The organism is Oscillibacter hominis, from assembly GCF_014334055.1.
Classification (GTDB): domain Bacteria; phylum Bacillota; class Clostridia; order Oscillospirales; family Oscillospiraceae; genus Oscillibacter; species Oscillibacter hominis.
The window spans coordinates 1,003,369-1,020,610 of record NZ_CP060490.1 but is presented as its reverse complement, the minus strand read 5'-3'; the positions used below and the strand labels follow the sequence as shown (position 1 = coordinate 1,020,610).

18 protein-coding genes are annotated in these 17,242 nt (G+C 58.4%); 7 read left to right on the top strand and 11 right to left on the bottom strand.

Going from position 1 to position 17,242, the window contains the following annotated elements; genetic code table 11:
• Nucleotides 1-104: 104 nt before the first annotated feature.
• Nucleotides 105-1,202 carry an amidohydrolase gene (locus H8790_RS05045; RefSeq protein WP_187333839.1) on the bottom strand — a complete coding sequence of 366 codons (1,098 nt, stop codon included), beginning with the start codon at nt 1,200-1,202 and terminating at the stop codon, nt 105-107.
• A 271-nt stretch (nt 1,203-1,473) separates the two neighbouring features.
• Between H8790_RS05045 and H8790_RS05040 the strand changes: the two genes are divergently transcribed.
• A complete protein-coding gene (locus H8790_RS05040) occupies nt 1,474-1,938 on the top strand; it encodes an Lrp/AsnC family transcriptional regulator (RefSeq protein WP_187333838.1) in 465 nt (154 codons plus the stop codon).
• A gap of 76 nt (nt 1,939-2,014) precedes the next feature.
• Here the strand turns inward: H8790_RS05040 and H8790_RS05035 are convergent, their stop codons facing one another.
• Nucleotides 2,015-3,091 (bottom strand): endonuclease/exonuclease/phosphatase family protein, encoded by a 1,077-nt coding sequence (locus H8790_RS05035; RefSeq protein ID WP_187333837.1) that lies wholly within the window; start codon nt 3,089-3,091, stop codon nt 2,015-2,017.
• Between the two features lie 152 nt (nt 3,092-3,243).
• Here H8790_RS05035 and H8790_RS05030 point away from each other — a divergent pair, with 152 nt between their 5' ends.
• From H8790_RS05030 to H8790_RS05015, 4 genes are all read left to right on the top strand, one after another.
• Nucleotides 3,244-4,119, top strand: coding sequence for a LysR family transcriptional regulator (locus H8790_RS05030; RefSeq protein WP_187333836.1), 876 nt, complete (start codon nt 3,244-3,246; stop codon nt 4,117-4,119).
• 696 nt (nt 4,120-4,815) lie between these two features.
• Nucleotides 4,816-5,841 (top strand): 3D domain-containing protein, encoded by a 1,026-nt coding sequence (locus H8790_RS05025; protein ID WP_187333835.1) that lies wholly within the window; start codon nt 4,816-4,818, stop codon nt 5,839-5,841.
• A 272-nt stretch (nt 5,842-6,113) separates the two neighbouring features.
• Nucleotides 6,114-6,980 (top strand): 16S rRNA (adenine(1518)-N(6)/adenine(1519)-N(6))-dimethyltransferase RsmA, encoded by an 867-nt coding sequence (rsmA, locus tag H8790_RS05020; protein ID WP_187333834.1) that lies wholly within the window; start codon nt 6,114-6,116, stop codon nt 6,978-6,980.
• 128 nt (nt 6,981-7,108) lie between these two features.
• Entirely contained in the window at nt 7,109-8,797 is a 1,689-nt protein-coding gene (locus H8790_RS05015) for a phosphoenolpyruvate carboxykinase (ATP) (RefSeq protein ID WP_187333833.1), read from the top strand.
• A 236-nt stretch (nt 8,798-9,033) separates the two neighbouring features.
• Here H8790_RS05015 and H8790_RS05010 read toward each other — a convergent pair whose 3' ends face one another.
• The 5 genes from H8790_RS05010 to H8790_RS04990 form a co-directional block, all read right to left on the bottom strand.
• The gene (locus tag H8790_RS05010) at nt 9,034-9,459 is read right to left on the bottom strand and encodes a WapI family immunity protein (protein WP_187333832.1); all 426 of its coding nucleotides are present in this window, start codon (nt 9,457-9,459) and stop codon (nt 9,034-9,036) included.
• Between the two features lie 98 nt (nt 9,460-9,557).
• Complete coding sequence (locus H8790_RS05005) at nt 9,558-9,800, bottom strand: DUF3343 domain-containing protein (protein WP_187333831.1); 243 nt, start codon at nt 9,798-9,800, stop codon at nt 9,558-9,560.
• Nucleotides 9,797-10,003 carry a sulfurtransferase TusA family protein gene (locus H8790_RS05000; RefSeq protein WP_187333830.1) on the bottom strand — a complete coding sequence of 69 codons (207 nt, stop codon included), beginning with the start codon at nt 10,001-10,003 and terminating at the stop codon, nt 9,797-9,799. Before H8790_RS05000 ends, H8790_RS05005 begins: the two co-directional genes overlap by 4 nt.
• Nucleotides 10,004-10,019: 16 nt before the next feature.
• Complete coding sequence (yedE, locus tag H8790_RS04995; RefSeq protein ID WP_404821709.1) at nt 10,020-11,150, bottom strand: YedE family putative selenium transporter; 1,131 nt, start codon at nt 11,148-11,150, stop codon at nt 10,020-10,022.
• Nucleotides 11,151-11,251: 101 nt separating this feature from the next.
• A complete protein-coding gene (locus H8790_RS04990; RefSeq protein ID WP_187333828.1) occupies nt 11,252-12,205 on the bottom strand; it encodes a selenium metabolism-associated LysR family transcriptional regulator in 954 nt (317 codons plus the stop codon).
• A 50-nt stretch (nt 12,206-12,255) separates the two neighbouring features.
• On the opposite strand from H8790_RS04990, the gene H8790_RS04985 reads away from it, so the two are divergent.
• The gene (locus H8790_RS04985; protein WP_187333827.1) at nt 12,256-13,404 is read left to right on the top strand and encodes an aminotransferase class V-fold PLP-dependent enzyme; all 1,149 of its coding nucleotides are present in this window, start codon (nt 12,256-12,258) and stop codon (nt 13,402-13,404) included.
• Here the strand turns inward: H8790_RS04985 and selD are convergent.
• From selD to yqeC, 3 genes are read right to left on the bottom strand one after another with little or no spacing between them, the layout of a single operon-like run.
• Entirely contained in the window at nt 13,391-14,431 is a 1,041-nt protein-coding gene (gene selD / locus H8790_RS04980) for a selenide, water dikinase SelD (protein ID WP_187333826.1), read from the bottom strand. The genes H8790_RS04985 and selD overlap by 14 nt on opposite strands.
• A gap of 15 nt (nt 14,432-14,446) precedes the next feature.
• Entirely contained in the window at nt 14,447-15,244 is a 798-nt protein-coding gene (gene yqeB / locus H8790_RS04975; RefSeq protein ID WP_187333825.1) for a selenium-dependent molybdenum cofactor biosynthesis protein YqeB, read from the bottom strand.
• Nucleotides 15,232-15,888, bottom strand: coding sequence for a selenium cofactor biosynthesis protein YqeC (gene yqeC / locus H8790_RS04970; RefSeq protein ID WP_187333824.1), 657 nt, complete (start codon nt 15,886-15,888; stop codon nt 15,232-15,234). The genes yqeB and yqeC overlap by 13 nt, the downstream gene beginning before the upstream one ends.
• A 128-nt stretch (nt 15,889-16,016) precedes the next feature.
• Here yqeC and H8790_RS04965 point away from each other — a divergent pair, with 128 nt between their 5' ends.
• Nucleotides 16,017-16,382, top strand: coding sequence for a winged helix-turn-helix domain-containing protein (locus H8790_RS04965; protein ID WP_187333823.1), 366 nt, complete (start codon nt 16,017-16,019; stop codon nt 16,380-16,382).
• A gap of 142 nt (nt 16,383-16,524) precedes the next feature.
• Here H8790_RS04965 and H8790_RS04960 read toward each other — a convergent pair whose 3' ends face one another.
• A complete protein-coding gene (locus H8790_RS04960) occupies nt 16,525-17,178 on the bottom strand; it encodes a cytidylate kinase-like family protein (protein WP_187333822.1) in 654 nt (217 codons plus the stop codon).
• Nucleotides 17,179-17,242: the final 64 nt, after the last annotated feature.

Sequence of the window (17,242 nt, the reverse complement as noted above, 5' to 3'; positions counted from 1 at the left end):
TCTATTTGCCATCTCTCTATCTCAACACAGGCGGCGAGCGGCGTTTCAAGAACGTTGAACCGGCGGGCATCACTGCCTGTGCATCGAACCAAACGTACCGTTGACTATCCAAGACGCTTGTGTGCAACACCGATCCATATCTTAGCGCCGCTGAGGAGCGCATCATGATTGAAGAAGGAATGGTTGGCATGTAAAAACGGAGTAAAGGAGGCGCCCAGGCTGATATAGGCAGCTTTAGCCCCCATCTGATTGCTGTAATTATGGAAATCCTCGGAGGTGGTGGCCGGACAGGCATCCCGCACCTGTTCCTCGCCAAGCACATCGCACAGGACGGATTTCACCTCGTCGCAGAGCACAGGGTCATAGCTGGCGGAGTAGCAGATCACCTCATCGCTGATCTCCGCCGTCGCGCCCACCGAGGCGGCGGCGTGCTCCGCGGCAATCTTCAGCTTTTCCATGATCTGTGACATGGTATCGTTCGTATCCGCGCGGATATCGAATACCAGCAGGGCCTTATCGGGGATGGTATTGTGGCTGCTGCCATCCGCCTTGAAAATTGTGACCTTGCACGAATAGGGTGAGCGGGCGTCGCAGCGGATGCAGTTGACCGCGTTGACAATCTGGACGCCGGCTTCCGTGGCATTGATCCCAAGATAAGGCAGGGAGGCATGGGCGTTTCGCCCATGGACAGTGACCTCCACCCGGCCGTAAGACTTATGAAGCAGCCGGGGCGCGGCATGCCCGTATTGCTCCTCCTGGTCCGGCTGGAGGTGCATGCCGACAATCTCCTCCATATCGCTGATGTACCCGCTCTCGATCACGGACAAGGACCCTTTCAGGGTCTCTTCCGCAGGCTGGAAAATAAAGTACACCTTTCCCCTTTTGATTCCATCTTCTTTGAGCTGTTTGGCCGCAGCCAGCAGCATCGTAATGTTGCCGTCATGCCCGCAGGCGTGGTACTTCTCCACCTTCCCGTCAGTCGTGAACGCGAGGCAGTCAATGTCCGCGCGCAGGCCCAGCACAGGGCCGGGGCAGCCGGAGTCCAGCACCGCGACGGCTCCCGTGCCTGCGGGGAACACCTTTGGCGCATAGCCAAACCCCTCCAGCAACTCGACAATGTGCTTTGTGGTTGCAAATTCCTCAAAGCCAAGTTCAGGATGCTCATGAAAATACGTCCAGGTTGTTTCAATAAAATCTTTCATAAAGAACCTCCTACACAAAACTACACGGCGAAGAGACTATGAAAAGAAAACCATATGGTATGAAACTCGGATTACTTTCAGAACGTCTGGTAACTTATTCGATTGAAAATCAAAACAGGAATTATTATTTACATAAATTATGCTATAACTTTCTAAAATAAATTGCAAGCTTTTTTCAAGGATTATTCCATTTCCAATGATAATTTACGTATTGCACAAACCCACCAGATGAAATATAATGAAAATCACTGAATTTCAAGGAGAAATGCATATGTTTAAAGGCTTTAAAGACCTTGATGAAATTGACGAAAAAATCCTGGACCTGCTGTCCGAAAATGCTCGGATGTCCTATGTCGACGTCGGCAGCGCCGTGGGCCTTTCCCGAGTGGCCGCAAAGGCAAGGGTGCAGGCGCTGGAGTCGGCCGGCATCATCGATAAGTATGTCACGGTAATCAACCTTGCGAAACTGGAGAACACGGTATCACTCTATCTGGATTTGGAATTGGAGCCCCAGTGCGTTGAGGAGGCCATCGCGCGACTGCAGCAGACCCCGAACATCACCCAGATCTATTTGATGACGGGCGGTTCCAAGCTGCACGCGCACGCGGTGGTCAGCAATGACGGGGAACTGGAACACCTGATCACCGACGTGGTCTACAAACTGCCCGGGCTGGTGCATGTAACCTGCGAAACGATTCTGCGCCGCATCAAAGATGTGAAGGGCATACGATTATAAAAAGGACCGTCCAGCCTATTTGGCTGGACGGTTCTTGATTGCTTTTACAAAGCCCGGGGCTGATTCTTCCGCTTCCCTAAGTTTCACCGTTCAGGCGGAAGTCCAGATAGACCGGATTGTGGTCCGACCAGGCAAAGCCGGTATCCACCACGCTTCCCTTTTCCACGGACACGTTGTCGGAGACCAGAAATCCGTCAACCGTCAGCGTGTATGCGGTGGCGGCGTCATAGGGCCGGTCCGCGTTGCGGCAGGACGCCACCGGGCGTTCCTCATCCAGGGGCGCCACCAAGGTAAACCCCTCCGGCACTGAGTCCACGGGAAACGGCTGGGCCCAGCTGTACTCCTCCCCCGAGACGCCGAACACGGCGGAAGAATCCCCCAGCAAGTCCTTGTTGAAGTCGCCGCCGCAGATCACATAGTTCCCCTTTTGGTACTCCTCCAGCATCTGGGCCGCAAGCTGACGAAGCTGTGCGTCCGCAATGCTCCCGTCCTTGGTGTAGGCCGACAGGTGGGCATTGATCAGCACCAGCTCCCTCCCGTTGTCCACTGGAAGGCGGCTTACGCTGTAGCAGCGGTCCAAATCCAGAAACTTCCACAGCCCCTCCTCCACGGGAAGGCTTCGGCGCCGGCTCTCTCCAATTCGGTACGCGGAAAGGGTCAGCATACCGGACCGGGACTTTCCGTGGGGCTCGTTCAGCGGCCAGAAAAGATAGGGGGAATCGTAATTCTGGGCGAACACCCCGCCATACCCTGCCATCCGCTCCTGGATCATCGCCCGCTCATCTGCCTGATAACTCCGGGTGGAGCCTATGTCCACCTCCTGGAACAGGACGAATTGAGGATTCTGGGAGGCCACCGCTTCCAGGGCGCCGCCGATATTCTCCTCCACCGCTTCTTTGGATCTGGCCCGGGATTCCCGGCCTCCATCCATGAAAAAACTGTAGTCGGCACTGTAGGCGCCAAACCCCACATTATAAGACACTATTTTATATAATGTATCCGCTTCCACCCGGGCCTCCTGATTGCGGTTGACGTCCAGCTCCAGCCCGTCTTCCACCCGGTAATAGGCTGCATAGGCGTAGATCACATATCCCGCCACAGCCAGAATCAGCACAAGCAGGAGGCAAAGCCCCCATTTCAACACCCGCTTCACCGATTTCCCTCCTTTTTAGCACATTCTACCCAAGTTGGTGAGAAAAAGCAACCTTTCAGGCAGTTCTTGACTTTTTTTGCTCTGTGGCATACAATGCAACTACTGAATTATTGTCTGAGATTCCATGCAGAATCTTCATGGGAGTGTTATTTATGGATATTACCAAGTACGAAGTGCTTTTACGGGCCGTGGACTGCGGCAGCCTCACCCGCGCCGCAGAGGAGATGGGCTATACCCAGTCGGGCATCAGCCACATGATGAAAAGCCTGGAGAGTGAGTTTGGGTTCCCCCTCCTGGTACGGGGCCGCTCCGGCGTCACGCTGACCAAGGGCGGCGAATCCATCCTGCCCTATATCCGGACCATCGTCAATGCCAACCATCATCTGAACCAGAACGTCTCGGAGCTCAACGGTCTGGATACCGGCGAGATCAACATCGGCGAATTCGCCAGCATATCCATCTCCTGGATGCCGAACATCATCGACGAATTCCACCGGGACTATCCCAACATCATGCTGCACCTCATCGAAGGCTCCACCCAGGAGCTGGAGAAGCTGCTGGAGGAAAACCGTCTGGACTTTGCCTTTTGCAGCTTCCAGCCCCATATGCACTACGACTGGTTCCCGCTGAAGCGGGACCCCATTCTCGCCATCTTACCGCTGAACCACCCCTGCGCCAATTTTGACAGCTATCCCATCTCCGCCTTCCAGAATGAGCCGTTTGTCATTCCCTCCATGGGTGTGGACTACGACATCATGCGGGTGCTGAAGGAGGCAAAGGTGCAGCCGGCTTGCCCCTTCTCCACCATGGATGACTATGCGGCCATTGCAATGGTGGAAAAGGGACTGTGTGTCAGCCTGAGCTATGAGATGCTGCTCAAGGGCAACCCCAGCAAGGTGGCGATTGTGGAACTGGACCCTCCCCAGTACCGCACCATCGGCATTGTCGCCCCCTCCTTTGAGGCACTGTCTCCGGCCGCCCGGAAATTTGTCTCCTATGCCAAGCGCATCGTCCCCACCCTTCCCTGAGCCGCAGTTAGATCAAAAAGGAACCCGCTGCCTGTTGGCAGCGGGTTCCTTTTGCAAAATAAAGAGAGAGTAGGGAGGTATATAGAAAATAGGATACAAAATCCCATTTCGGCAAATGGAAAACAGGAGCAAACTGGAATCCGGGTATTGCACTTTCTTTTCTCTGAGGTTATTCTATTGCATCTTATCCCATTCGTAAAGCGTTGTAATTGCATATCATACATGAGAGTTTATACTGTCAAAGTACACAAAAAATCAGCTCTGTTTTCATTGAATCGTTCCCTTTTTCCTCTTGTTCTTACATTTTTTTCAAATTTTAGCCTCTCTTTTCGCGCTGATTCCCTGCTTTATGCGCCAAACCAGCATTTGGAACAAGTTATCATCTGTTATGAATCTTTCTCATGTTTTATTCTGATCTTCCGGAAATCTCCCAATTGCTTTGTAATCATTTGTTACCATTTTGCATATATTTGGAGTGTTCTTGCCTCATTTGAATCCGGAATTTACAACACATGTGGGGGATTACACACGGTTTTATCGGAAAAAACTTGACAAAAGTGGTGGGATGTATTATACTGACGCAAGTTTTCCAGCCGGTAACAAAAGTTACAAGTCGTTTTCACTCTGTTATTTTTTTGAATAGCAAATGCAAAAAGAGGAAATGATTGGATTGGAAAATTTTTCAGGAGGTCTCTTATGTTTAGAAATGTGAAAACCCATGCCGCGTTTTTCTGGCGCACGTTTTTCTGCTGCCTGACGACCGCTCTGGTTTTGTGCACATTCCTGGGATCTGAGAAGGCTGACGCATTGTATATCCTCACCGGCACAGACGATACCGCTCTGGTGTTGGACGACTCCGCAGACACTGCCGACTTCTCCTCCAGGCTGATTACCATCGGCGGCAGCTCCGCCAACCCTGAGGTGATCCTCAACGACGGCACCGCAGTCTCCATCTCCTACGACGGCGCATCCGTTTCCACTACATCCCGCCAGGAGACGGTTACCGCCCTTTTGAACCGGATGCACATTAAGCCCGGTCCTCTGGATATGATCGCTGTGGACCTGGGCGCCCCTGTGATGAAGATCACGGTGGCCTCTGACCTCACCTTCTATGAGAAGACTGAGGTGGAAAAGCCGTTTGAAACCGTGCGTGTGGCCAACCCCGCCATGGCAAAGGGCACGGAAACCGTGACCCAGCAGGGCCGCAGCGGCACTGTCACCGCCACTTATGAGGTAATCTATGCCAACGGCCAGGAAATTTCCCGCCAGTTGGTGGAGGAAAGCGGCGACACCTCTGTGGATCAGGTGGTTGAGTACGGCACCGCAGTCACCTCTGTGGACCGGTCCGACCGGATCGCCAAAGTGAACGCCAGCAGCGACGGCAGCGGCTATCTGACCTTTGCCTCAGGCGCCACCATGCCCTATGAAAAGGTCATCACCTGCTCTGCCACCGCCTATACCAGCGGCCACGATGGTGTTGGAACCCGTACCTCGACCGGCACCACGGTGCGCCACGGCACCGTGGCTGTGGACCCCAACACAATCCCCTACGGCACCAAGATGTATATTGTCAGCAGCGACGGCAGCGTCGTTTACGGCACTGCTGTGGCAGAGGACACCGGCGGAGCCATTCGCGGCAACCGGCTGGACCTCTATTATGAAACCTACAATGAGTGCATTCAGTTCGGACGGCGCAACTGTACTGTCTACGTGCTTGGCTGAGCAAACGCTCCCGGTTTGACGACCGGGAGCGTTTTTTCTCTTTCTTCCTCCTGAAAATCTGATATAATAATTATGCGCCGGGACTACATCCGGCCGCCGCAGACAGCCGCTTTCAGGCGGTTTCAAGCATCTCCGGACATCACGCCTGAACGGAGCCTGCGGCGCTTGTCCCACTCCAAGCGGGATCTGCCGGCCGGTCCGGTGATTGTCACATTGTCTCCCCATAGACTGGATACCCTGATTGAATGCAAACTTCCGAAAGGCGGACGTATATGAATCTCTGTGACTTAACCACCATACGAGCACTATTAGGGCGCCATGGGTTTCGATTTTCCAAATCCATGGGGCAGAACTTCCTCATTGAGCCATCCGTCCCCCGGGACATTGCCGAATCCTCCGGCGCGGACAGCAGCTGCGGTGTGCTGGAAATCGGACCGGGCATAGGCCCGCTGACCGTGCAGCTTGCCCGCCGGGCCGGCAAAGTGGCGGCTGTGGAGCTGGACCGCACCCTCCTTCCTGTCCTGGAGGAAACGCTGGCGGAATGCGAAAACGTGGAGGTCATCTCCGGCGACGTAATGAAGATGGACCTCAGGCAGCTGGCATCAGAACACCTGCCGGGCCTGCGGCCCATGGTGTGCGCCAACCTCCCTTACAACATCACCACACCGGTGCTGACCCGGATCGTGGAGGCGGGCTGCTTCACCGGCCTCACCGTCATGATCCAGCGGGAGGTGGCCCGCCGGATCTGTGCCGCACCCGGCAGCCCGGACTATGGCGCCTTCTCCCTCTTCATGCAGTATTACACAGAGCCGGAGCTGCTGTTTGACGTGCCCCCCGCCTGCTTTTATCCCGCGCCCAAAGTCACCTCCTCGGTCCTGCGCTGCCGGATGCGGCAGACGCCCGCCGTTTCCCCCATAAATGAGGCGTTCTTTTTCCGCGTGGCCCGGGGAGCCTTTGCCCTCCGGCGCAAAACCCTGCTCAACAGCCTCGGCTCCGCCCTTGGGAGCACCTACAGCAAGGAAGCTCTCCGGGACGCCATCGCCGCCTGCGGCCTGCCCCCGGACATCCGGGGGGAACGGCTGTCGCTGCAGGAGATGGCGGCCCTGTCTGACCGTCTTTACCAGTCAGGCGACAGGTAAATACTTCTTGCTATTTTTTGCCGCTTATTCTATACTGTAGGTAAGTACGGATGATTGGTTTTTCCTGAGGTACTCGTTTGTCAGTTGGAAATCCGCACAAAGAACGAATCCAACAAGGAGGAAGAGTTATGTCTACTAAATCCCATTACGCTCGGACCGAAATCGGTCCTGGAAAGGTTGGGTTTGCAAAAACCCGGTCGATTATCGAGGCTCCATTTTATGGAAACAATGTCATTAAGGTCAACTCTCTGAAGGAGGCCTATAAGCTGGCGAAGAACTCCCCCGGCACCGTCGTCACGGACATGCCGGTTTACCGCGGTGAGGAATTTGGCCTGGACGCCGACGCCAAGGTGCTGCTGTTCAACGACGGCTCCATCACCGGACGCTACGCTCCCGCCCGGCGCATCACCGGCAAGCCCGGCGTCAACAACGACAAACTGGATAAAATCCTGATGGACGCGGTCTATGACACCCGCTGGAAGACCATGTACCACGCTGAGGTCTTCATTGGCCTGGACCCTGAATTCATGGTGAAGGCCCACCTGCTGATCCCCAAGGGAGAGGAGAACCTTCTCTACTCCTGGATGCTGAACTTCCAGTACATGTCCGATGAATACGTCAAGATGTACAAGGAATCCAAGAGCGTGGGCGACGGCAAAGAGCCCGATATCTATATCTTCTCCGATCCCCAGTGGGCGGGCGCTCCCGGCCAGGAGGATGTATGCGACCCCAAGTGCCTGTGCTATTTCAACACCGACACCAACTGCGCAGCGATTTTGGGCATGCGCTATTTCGGCGAACACAAGAAGGGCACCCTGACCCTGGCCTGGGCCATTGCCAACCGCAACGGCTATGCCTCCTGCCACGGCGGCCAGAAGGAATACACCCTGGACGACGGCTCCAAGTTTGTGGCTGCGGTGTTCGGCCTGTCCGGCTCCGGGAAGTCCACTCTGACCCATGCCAAGCACGGCGGGAAGTACCCCTCCATCAAGGTGCTGCATGACGATGCGTTCATCATCAACTCCGATACCTGCTCCTCCATCGCTCTGGAGCCTACATACTTCGACAAGACCGCCGACTATCCGGTCAATTCCGAGGACAACAAGTACCTGCTGACGGTGCAGAACTGCTCCGCCACGCTGGACGAGGACGGCAAGGTGGTCCTGGTCACCGAGGACGTGCGCAACGGCAATGGCCGGGCCATCAAGTCCAAGCTGTGGTCCCCCAACCGGGTGGATAAGATCGAATCCCCCGTCAACGCCATCTTCTGGATCATGAAGGATCCCACCATCCCCCCCATTGTCAGACTCAAGGGCGCATCCCTTGCCTCCGTCATGGGCGCCACTTTGGCCACCAAGCGCTCCTCTGCCGAGCGGCTGAAGGCGGGCGTGGACCCCAACGCCCTGGTGGTGGAGCCCTACGCCAATCCCTTCCGCACCTATCCCCTGGTCAACGACTACGAAAAGTTCAAGAAGCTGGTGGCGGAAAAGAATGTGGCATGCTACATCATCAACACCGGCGAGTTCATGGGTAAAAAGGTGAAGAAGGAGGACACTCTTGGAGTGCTGGAGGCTGTTGTGGAGGGCAAGGCCCAGTTTAAGCCCTGGGGACCCTTCTCCGACATTGATATCTATGAGTGGGAGGGCTTTGTGCCCGATTTGTCCGACAAGGAGTATGTGGCCCAGCTCAAAGCCCGCATGCAGGATCGCCTGGACTACGTGCTGAACTTAGAGACCGCTGAGGGCGGCTTCAACAAGCTGCCTGCCGATGCGGCCGAAGCCATCCGCCAGGTGGTGGATGAGGCCAACACCCTGTAACTTCTTCCTTGCTAAAAAAGAGGTGCGGATTGTTCCGCACCTCTTTTTATATGCCGAAGGGTTCACCTTTTCTTGCTTCCTTCCAGCATCTGGGCGATTGCATCTGGATGTTGTCCAGGTGGCAGGCAGTGCAAAAAAGCGGTTTCGCCCGATGCCGCCATATTGGCCTATCTGCGCTGCATCTGAAGAAAAAAGGGCAGGGCGCCGCAATGCGCGCCCTGCCTTTCTTTTGTACGCTATTTGACGGGAAAGCGCTTCTCCGCCTGTTCCAGATCGGCAATCCAATCCTTCAGGTCCGCTTTGGTGGCCGTCAGTTCCAGTTCCACCGTGTCCCAGTCCTCCGGAGCGTTCAGCATGGTGAACGCCACCGCGGCCTGATAGGCATCCTCCCCCACCTGCTCCACCGTCAGTTCAAAGTAGGGCTCGGCGAACTCGCTCTCATACAGCCCCTTGATCCCGGCCGAGAGCACCTTCAGCCCGGCAATCAGCTCCTGAAGCTCAGAGGTGGTCAGGCAGCTGTTGCGGTCAATGGTGACATTCCCTTCCGAATCGGTGTAGGTGCCCTTGAGCACCAGCCAGTTGGCATCCTCATCCACGCCATCGGGGAATTCATAGGCCGCCACTTCCACCTTCAGCGACTCTTCTTCATTTCTAAATACCATATGACACTCCTCCTGTTCCCCTGTAGTGTAACACACTTCTGCTCCCTTTAAAAGGGGAAATCCGAAAAGAAAGCAGCCCCCAAAGGGGGGCCGCTTCTTTACTGATGCTCCAGCAGCAGCGTGTATTGTTCGTCCGCTCCCACCTGATAGACCCGTTCCACATCCACGTCCATGGCGGCAAGGTTCGGTCCCTCCGCCTCGTAGCGGATGCAGGTGCCGCAGGAAGAGCTCAGCTTCCGGGGGACCGGCATCATCCGTGCACGGATCCCCTGCCCGGCCAGCGTCCTGCTGGTCATCAGGGCGGACAGGTGGGTGTGGAAGGTGGCAATGTACAAGCTCATTTGCTCAGGCTCAGCCGAAAATCCCGGCCCTCCGGAGCAACGGAGACCTGATAGCCGCAGCTTGTCCCAAAGCGGGTGACATTCTCCACAGAGCACTGGTTGTCCACCAGAACCTCCAGAGAGGCGGGCGCGGACCTTTTCACTTCCTTCTGCACCATCACCACGGGCATGGGGCAGGAATATCCTCTTGCATCAACAACCATCGTATGTTCCCCTTTCTCAAACCGTTTCCACGGAGGCACTGACGGATTCTTTCTTGGGCAGGTTCCACACCGACACGCCCAGCATCACCAGCAGTCCAAGGATGACTGCGGCCTTGCCGGCGGTGGAGATGCCGCCCACCACGATTTCTTTGGCCTCATTGAGGGCGTCGGGATTGCCAGCCAGGCCAAAGTTGTGGGCAAAGGCGGCGCCCACGACCATGCCAAGCACCGTGACCGCGGAGTCGCCATTGCCCTCTCCGGCCAGGATCAGCTGGCGCAGGGGGCATCCGCCCAGCAGCACGCTGCCCCAGCCCACAACGGTCATGCCCAGCAGATTCCACAGGTGGCTGCTGTGGGCGATGGGCTGCAGCTCAAAGCCGAACTTAAAGCTGCCGGAGGCCAGGTTGCCTGCCAAAACCACCAGGAAGATGGCCACAAAGCCATAGAGCAGCTTGAAGTCCTGGAACAAAATGGCGTCGCGGATGCCGCCCACCATGCAAAGGCGCGCTCTCTGCGCAAGAGCGCCCGCCACAAGGGCGATCACAAGGGCAGCCAGCACCGGAGCGTGCTTGGAACCAGGCCCCTCCTCGCTGAAGCGGAAGAGGGCGGGCACCGCCAAAAAGAGGATCAGAAGGCCTGCCATCAGCGCGCTCAGCACGCCGCCCTCGCTTTTGCCCACCTCGTAGGCACGCTTAAGGGAAAATCCCCGCTTGAGAAACTGCACGCCGATGACAATGCCGATGATGAAGCCCAGGAGGCCCACCAGGGCGTTGGCGTCTCCGCCGCCCAGGCGGATCACCATGCGCAGCGGGCAGCCCAGGAAGGCCAGCGCGCCGATCATGACAAAGGCGCCCAGCACGAAGCGGGTGGCGGGAGAAGAGCCCGCTTTGGCGCGGAACTCCTTAGTTGCCACGGACATGATAAAGGCGCCCAGCACCAGGCCGATGACCTCCGGCCGGACATACTGCACCTTTGCCGCGCTGTGCATACCCACCGCGCCTGCGATGTCCCGCAGGAAGCAGGCGATACAAAAGCCCATGTTGGCGGGATTGCCCAGGGCAGTCAGCGCCACGGCCGCCGCGCCTACCACCGCGCCGGCAAGCACTACAATCCAGTTGATCTTTTTCATTTCTATGCTCCTATTCACACAAGTTTCCCGCGGATCTCCGCAGTTTTGACAAGGTACATTATAGGAGCTGGTGGGACAAATATCCAATTCCCGTTTTCGATAGCAAAGAGATACGATCGCTAAAAACGATCGTATCTCTTTCTGATCTCACCGCGGATATAGCTGATAAACTCCTGCTCGATCCTGCTGAGGGTCTCCTCCTTGCGCCAGGTAAGGTAGATTTTCCGGTACACGCCGCCATCGTCCAAGTCAAAGGCCAGCAGCTTTCCCGAATCCACTTCCTCCCGCACCGCCAGCTCCGAGATCACGGAGATGCCCATCCCCTGGGCCACTGTGTTTTTGATGGTCTCGGGGCTGTCCATCCGCGCCACGATCTGAAGCTCCTCCGGCGTCAGGCCGCACTTTTTCAGGTACTGGTTCAGCACCTGCTTGGTGCCGGAGCTCTCCTCCCGGGAGATCATGGGCTCTTGCAGCAAGAGCGGGCGCCCGCCGCTTCCCCGGGTGCGGTACTCCTGGAAATGGGGGGTATTGGCGCTGATGAGCACAAGCTTGTCCTCCATCAGGGTGTGGTATGTATAGCGTTTGCGGTCCAGGGCGGCGCCTACAAACCCGAGCCGGACCTCGCCCTGCTCCAGCAGTTTGTGGACCTGGGCGCTGTCGCCCCGGCGGAGCAGGTAGCGGCTGTCCCCATACTTGTGCAAAAAACCAGGCAGCAGCTCCGGCAGCACATGCTGGGCCGGCACGGTGGATGCCCCGATGGTCAGTTCACCGCCCCGGGCGCGCTCCGTCATCTCCTGGAGGGCCTGGCAGCGGTTGAGCACGTCCTTGGCCGCGCCGTATACCCGCTTGCCCTCCTCTGTCAGCGTCACCTTTCTCCGGGCGCCCCGCAGGATCAATTGGGCCCCTAACGCCTGCTCCAGGGTGCGGATATGGGCGCTGACGGTGGACTGCGTCAAATACAGCTCCTCCGCGGCGCGTGTAAAACTGCTGTATTCGGCTGTGGTCACAAAGGCCTCCAGCTGTCTTAGGTTGATTTCCAGCATCCGCTTCCCCTTCTTATCGTTTCTTTCCATATGACTTTCCCCGCTTGATGTGGTATGCTCTTTTACAGGAGGGATTTTTCATGAATACCATCTATCTGGACAACGCGGCCACATCATTTCCAAAACCCGCGGGTGTCAGCGACAGTATGAAGCGCTATATGGACTGCATAGGCGCCACCATCAACCGGTCCGTCTATGGAAGCGCGCAGGACGCCGGGCTTGTGACGCTGCAGCTGCGCCAGCGGCTGGGCAGGCTCTTCTCCTTTTCCGGGCCGCCCACCCACGTCATCCTGACGCCCGGCGCTACCGCCGGGCTGAACATGATCCTCGCTGGCTTCCTGCGCCCAGGCGACCACTGCATCGTCAGCTCCATGGAACACAATGCCGTCATGCGTCCGCTGCTTCGGATGGAGGGCGTGGAGGTGGACCGCATCCCCTGCGACAGCGAGGGGTTGGTGCAGGTGGACGCCCTGCCCGGCCTCTTCCGGAAAAATACCCGGCTGGTCATTCTGGCCCACGGCTCCAATGTCTGCGGCACCGTACAGGACGCCCAGGCCATCGGCGACATCTGCGCCCGGCACGGAATTCCCTTTGCCCTGGACGCCGCCCAGACCGCGGGCCACTTCCCCATCGACTTTCAGCGCTTCGGGCTCTCGGCCATGGCGGTCCCTGGCCACAAAGGGCTGCTTGGCCCCTCCGGCATCGGCGCGCTGGTGCTGCGGGAGGACTTTGCCGGGCTTTTGACGCCTCTGCTTGCCGGCGGCACCGGCAGCGCCTCGGACAGTGAATACCTGCCGCCCTATCTGCCGGACCGCTTTGAGTCCGGGACGCCCAATGTGCCGGGCATCTACGGCTTTGAGGCAGCTGTGCGGTTTGTGGAGGAGCAGGGCGTGGATGCGCTCCGCGCCCACGAGATGGAGCTTTGCAGCCGCTTTTTGGACGGTCTTGCCGACCTCCCCGGCCTGCGGCTGTGCGGCACCCGGGACCTCAGACGGCGGGTGGGCGTGATTTCCGTGGACTTTCTCCACCTGGACAACGCCGAAGCCGCCTTCCGCCTGGAGACGGAGTTCGGGATTCTGACCCGCTGCGGCCTCCACTGCGCCCCATCGGCCCACAAGACCTTAGGCTCCTTTCCCCAGGGCACGGTCCGCTTCTCCCTGGGCTTTCACAACAGCAAAGAGGACGTGGACGCGGCGCTTGCCGCCCTCAGGGCGCTCAGCGGAGTTTGATGCGTGCCCCGCCCTGGTACTCCCCTACGGTTCCGATGCGCTGGGCGCTGGGCACGGCGCCTTTGAGCTCCTCAAACAGGGCGTCGGCGTCCTGGGGCGCCACCGCGATCAGCAGTCCGCCGGCGGTCTGGGGATCGTAGAGCAGATCCTGCTTGGCAAGCTCTACCTCCCCGGCGTCCACGCCGGGGGCGGCAAAGGTGCGGTTGCGGTACATGCCCGCGGGCAGGACGCCCATCCGGGCAAACTCCAGCGCCTCGGGAATCAGATCGATGTCATCCACATGAAGGGTGATCTCCACATCGCTGCCCTGGGCCATCTCATAGCTGTGGCCCAAAAGGCCGAATCCGGTGACGTCGGTGCAGGAGTGGACCTCGTACTTCACCATGGCGTCCCGGGCTGCCTTGTTCAGCGTGGTCATCATGCGGTTGGCCAGCTCCTGGCCCTCCTTGGACAGCAGCTCCGCCTTGGCCGCGCTGGTCAGCACGCCGATGCCGATGGGCTTGGTCAGCAGCAGCACGTCGCCGGGTTTGGCATTGGAGTTGCTGAGCATCTTGTCGGGATGTACGAATCCGGTGACGCACAGGCCGTACTTGGGCTCGTCGTCCAGGATGCTGTGGCCTCCGGTGATCAGCGCGCCGGCTTCATAGACCTTGTCATAGCCGCCCCGGAGCAGCTGATGCACCGCGTCCTTGGGCATATCCTCAGGGATGGCCATGATGTTCAGGCACAGTTTGGGCTCGCCTCCCATGGCGTATACGTCCGAAAGGGCGTTGGTGGCCGCGATCTGGCCGAAGAGGTAGGGATCATCGGCGATGGGCGGGAAAAAGTCCACCGTCTGGACCAGGGCCAGATCGTCGCTGATCTTGTAGACCGAGGCATCGTCGCTTTTGTCGAAGCCCACCAACAGATTGGGGTCGTGATGTACCTTGATTCCATCCAGCAGCTGGGCCAGCACGCCCGCGCCCACTTTGGCGCCGCAGCCGGCGCACTTGGCCAGCTTGGTCAATTTGATGTTCTGTTCTTCCATAGCTTTTTTCTCCTTTTATTGTTCCACCAGCGCACCGGTCAGGGCCAGGCATGCTTCCAGCACGCCGCCGCCCACGGCCAGGGCTTTGTCTGATACAGAGTAACAGTGCTCTTCCTTGCACCGGGGGTCCACGTCTCCGCTCTTCATCCCCGTATGGACCTTTGTCCCCTCGGGCAGGATGCCCCGGAGAATCCCATCGATATTGCTCACCATTGGGTAATCCGCCACATAGCCCACAATATCGCCCGCCTTCACCCGGTCGCCGATCTTAAAGATTGGGCGGAAGATGCCGTCAAAGGGTGCCCGGAGCACCCGCTCCTCCCCGTAGCCGCCGATCTCGCCGGGGACGCCGGTATTGGGCAGCGCGGAGCCCTGCCGGATGACCCGGCCCATGGTATGGCCCCGCATGGTCTCCACCACGGCGTGGCAATCCTCCCCGGCGGTGAAGCCGGGGCCCACGCCGATCACCGCCGGCGCGTCTGTGATCCGGGTCCCTAAGTTCCGCTTGGCCAGGATGGCGTCCACCAGCACGCGGGGCCTCAGTGCCTCCCGGCAGCGGCACTCAGGGTCCGCAAGGACCGGAATGGCCCCCTGGCCCAGAACCTGCCGCGCCTGGGCCGCGTCCTCCGCCCGGACCGCCCGCACCCCTTCCACGCTTGCCTCCCCTTCGGTGATGGCCGTGGAAAAGCAAACGGTCCTCCGGATGGCGGTGGGCCAGGGCAGATCGGTCATCACCACCTGAATCCCGCTGCGTCGCAGGCGCAGCGCAATGCCGGTGGCAATGTCACCCGCGCCACGGATCAAAACAAGCATGAAGTCCATCCTTTCTTCAGCGAGCCCATCACTGCCGGTACTTTCAAAAGCGAGGCCAGCTCCTCCGCCTGTTGGGAGGGCTCGTCCACCTGGTTGATCAGGACCTGCCCGCAAAGGCCCTCCCGGCTGATGACCGCGGCAGCCATCTGCGGCGTCACCGCATCCTCCAGATTCGCTCCGGCCAGCTGGGCATAGCGCTCCGGCCGGTGGGCCGCATCCCGGACGGTTTGTCCGATGCCGGAAAACCCAACCACCTGGATCACCTGCCCGCATTCCGACGGAATGACCGGCTCATGCGGCGCATGGGCCTTCAGCGGCAGGCCGGCTGCCCCGTCCCCCTCCACGATCACATAGTCAGCCAGCTCCTTCAGCAGCGAAATGGGCTGCCGGGGAGGGCCCAGCTTCCCATTGGGGCTGTCCGTTCCGATGCACACCGTGCCCCAGCGCTTCAGCGCCTGCCGCACTTCCTCTTCCTCAGGATTACAGAGTGTCCGGCCAATGGGGAATATTTTGGTGGTGGTGCATAGGATCACCATCCCTGGAAGCTCCCGGCCCAGACGAAAGAGCAGTGAGGACTTCCCTCCGCTTCCGATGACCGTGGTGATGCCCGGTTGTATGGACAGGGCGCGGCAAAAACAAACCATGTTCTCACAAGCCTTCCATCTGCATTCTCACTTAGAGTAACACGCCCTCCAAGTCCTGTCAACACAGGAATCAGCGAACTTTTGCGAGAAACGTTGACGAACGATTTTATCAATGATAAAATAATGATATGAAGCAGAATTTGACTGTAAAATTGACGGTGCGCCTCTTTGCGGAGGAAAAGTGCTTCGGCCCCGGGGTCGCCCAGCTGCTGTCCCTGGTGGACGAGGTGCATTCCCTTCGCGCCGCGGCCATGCACATGAATATGGCGTACTCCAAGGCGTGGAAAATTGTCCGTGCCGCCGAGGAGGGCTTTGGCTGCAAGCTGCTCTCCTCCACCACCGGCGGGCGGGGCGGCGGCGGTGCTGTCCTGACAGCGGAGGCGCAGCAGATCCTGGCCGCCTACCGGCTCTACTGCGCCCAGATGGAGGACTATGGTGATCGGCTCTTCCGCGAGGTCTTCCCTTTTTGCGCGAACGATCAATCGCAATCATAGCCCCTCTTTAACGCGCATGCACCGGAATTGCCGGAAGCAAGCGGCACTTCAGGCCATGGCGGAGCGCGGCGCATGGCCGCCTACTGCGAAAACAGACGAAAAGAGAGCGGGCAAGTGCCCGCTCTCTTTTGATTCGAAGTCCTTATTCCTCGGGGTCCGCTTCCGTGGTGCTGGGATGGGGATGCTCAATCTCCTGAAGGATGGCGCGGATCAGCTCCACAGTCCCGCCGGTGCCCAAGTAGCTGCTGTCCAGGCAGAAATCATAGCTGCCCACGTCGCCCCATTTGCGGGAAGAGTAGTACTCGTAGTAAGACGCCCGGCGCTTGTCGGTTTTGATGATCGCCGTCCTGGCCTTCTCCGGCGTGGTGCCCAGCCGCTTGGCCACCCGCTCGATCCGCTTGTCCATGGGTGCGTGGATGAACAGGCTCAGGTGGTTGGGATACTCCTGCAGCGCATAGTCCGCGCACCGCCCGATGATGACGCAGGGGCCCTGGTCCGCCAGACGGCGGATGGTGTCAAAGGTGGCAAGATACACCCTCTGCTCCAGAGAATCCCCCTCCATGCCCCCGGCAAAGGAGAACGCATAGGGGTCCATGGCAATGGAGTACAGCAGGCTCCTGGGCTTTTCGTCAAAGCTTTCAAAGACCTTTTCGCACAGGCCGCTCTGCTGCGCCGCACGCTTGAGCAGCTCCTTGTCATAGAATGGGATTCCTAACTCTTTGGACAGCCGGATACCGATTTCCTTACCGCCGCTGCCGTACTGCCTGCCGATTGTGATGATGGTTTTTGTTGACATAGTGACCCCTCCTTTGCTTGCCTTTATTATAAATCCAAATCGCCGCAACGTCAATTACGGGAAG

Bases quoted from the DNA above. Each gene is read 5' to 3' on its own strand.
- H8790_RS05045 (WP_187333839.1), bottom strand. From the start codon at position 1,202: ATGAAAGATTTTATTGAAACAACCTGGACGTATTTTCATGAGCATCCT.
- H8790_RS05040 (WP_187333838.1), top strand. From the start codon at position 1,474: ATGTTTAAAGGCTTTAAAGACCTTGATGAAATTGACGAAAAAATCCTG.
- H8790_RS05030 (WP_187333836.1), top strand. From the start codon at position 3,244: ATGGATATTACCAAGTACGAAGTGCTTTTACGGGCCGTGGACTGCGGC.
- H8790_RS05025 (WP_187333835.1), top strand. From the start codon at position 4,816: ATGTTTAGAAATGTGAAAACCCATGCCGCGTTTTTCTGGCGCACGTTT.
- rsmA (WP_187333834.1), top strand. From the start codon at position 6,114: ATGAATCTCTGTGACTTAACCACCATACGAGCACTATTAGGGCGCCAT.
- H8790_RS05015 (WP_187333833.1), top strand. From the start codon at position 7,109: ATGTCTACTAAATCCCATTACGCTCGGACCGAAATCGGTCCTGGAAAG.
- H8790_RS05010 (WP_187333832.1), bottom strand. From the start codon at position 9,459: ATGGTATTTAGAAATGAAGAAGAGTCGCTGAAGGTGGAAGTGGCGGCC.
- H8790_RS05005 (WP_187333831.1), bottom strand. From the start codon at position 9,800: ATGAGCTTGTACATTGCCACCTTCCACACCCACCTGTCCGCCCTGATG.
- H8790_RS05000 (WP_187333830.1), bottom strand. From the start codon at position 10,003: ATGGTTGTTGATGCAAGAGGATATTCCTGCCCCATGCCCGTGGTGATG.
- H8790_RS04990 (WP_187333828.1), bottom strand. From the start codon at position 12,205: ATGGAAAGAAACGATAAGAAGGGGAAGCGGATGCTGGAAATCAACCTA.
- H8790_RS04985 (WP_187333827.1), top strand. From the start codon at position 12,256: ATGAATACCATCTATCTGGACAACGCGGCCACATCATTTCCAAAACCC.
- selD (WP_187333826.1), bottom strand. From the start codon at position 14,431: ATGGAAGAACAGAACATCAAATTGACCAAGCTGGCCAAGTGCGCCGGC.
- yqeB (WP_187333825.1), bottom strand. From the start codon at position 15,244: ATGCTTGTTTTGATCCGTGGCGCGGGTGACATTGCCACCGGCATTGCG.
- yqeC (WP_187333824.1), bottom strand. From the start codon at position 15,888: ATGGTTTGTTTTTGCCGCGCCCTGTCCATACAACCGGGCATCACCACG.
- H8790_RS04965 (WP_187333823.1), top strand. From the start codon at position 16,017: ATGAAGCAGAATTTGACTGTAAAATTGACGGTGCGCCTCTTTGCGGAG.
- H8790_RS04960 (WP_187333822.1), bottom strand. From the start codon at position 17,178: ATGTCAACAAAAACCATCATCACAATCGGCAGGCAGTACGGCAGCGGC.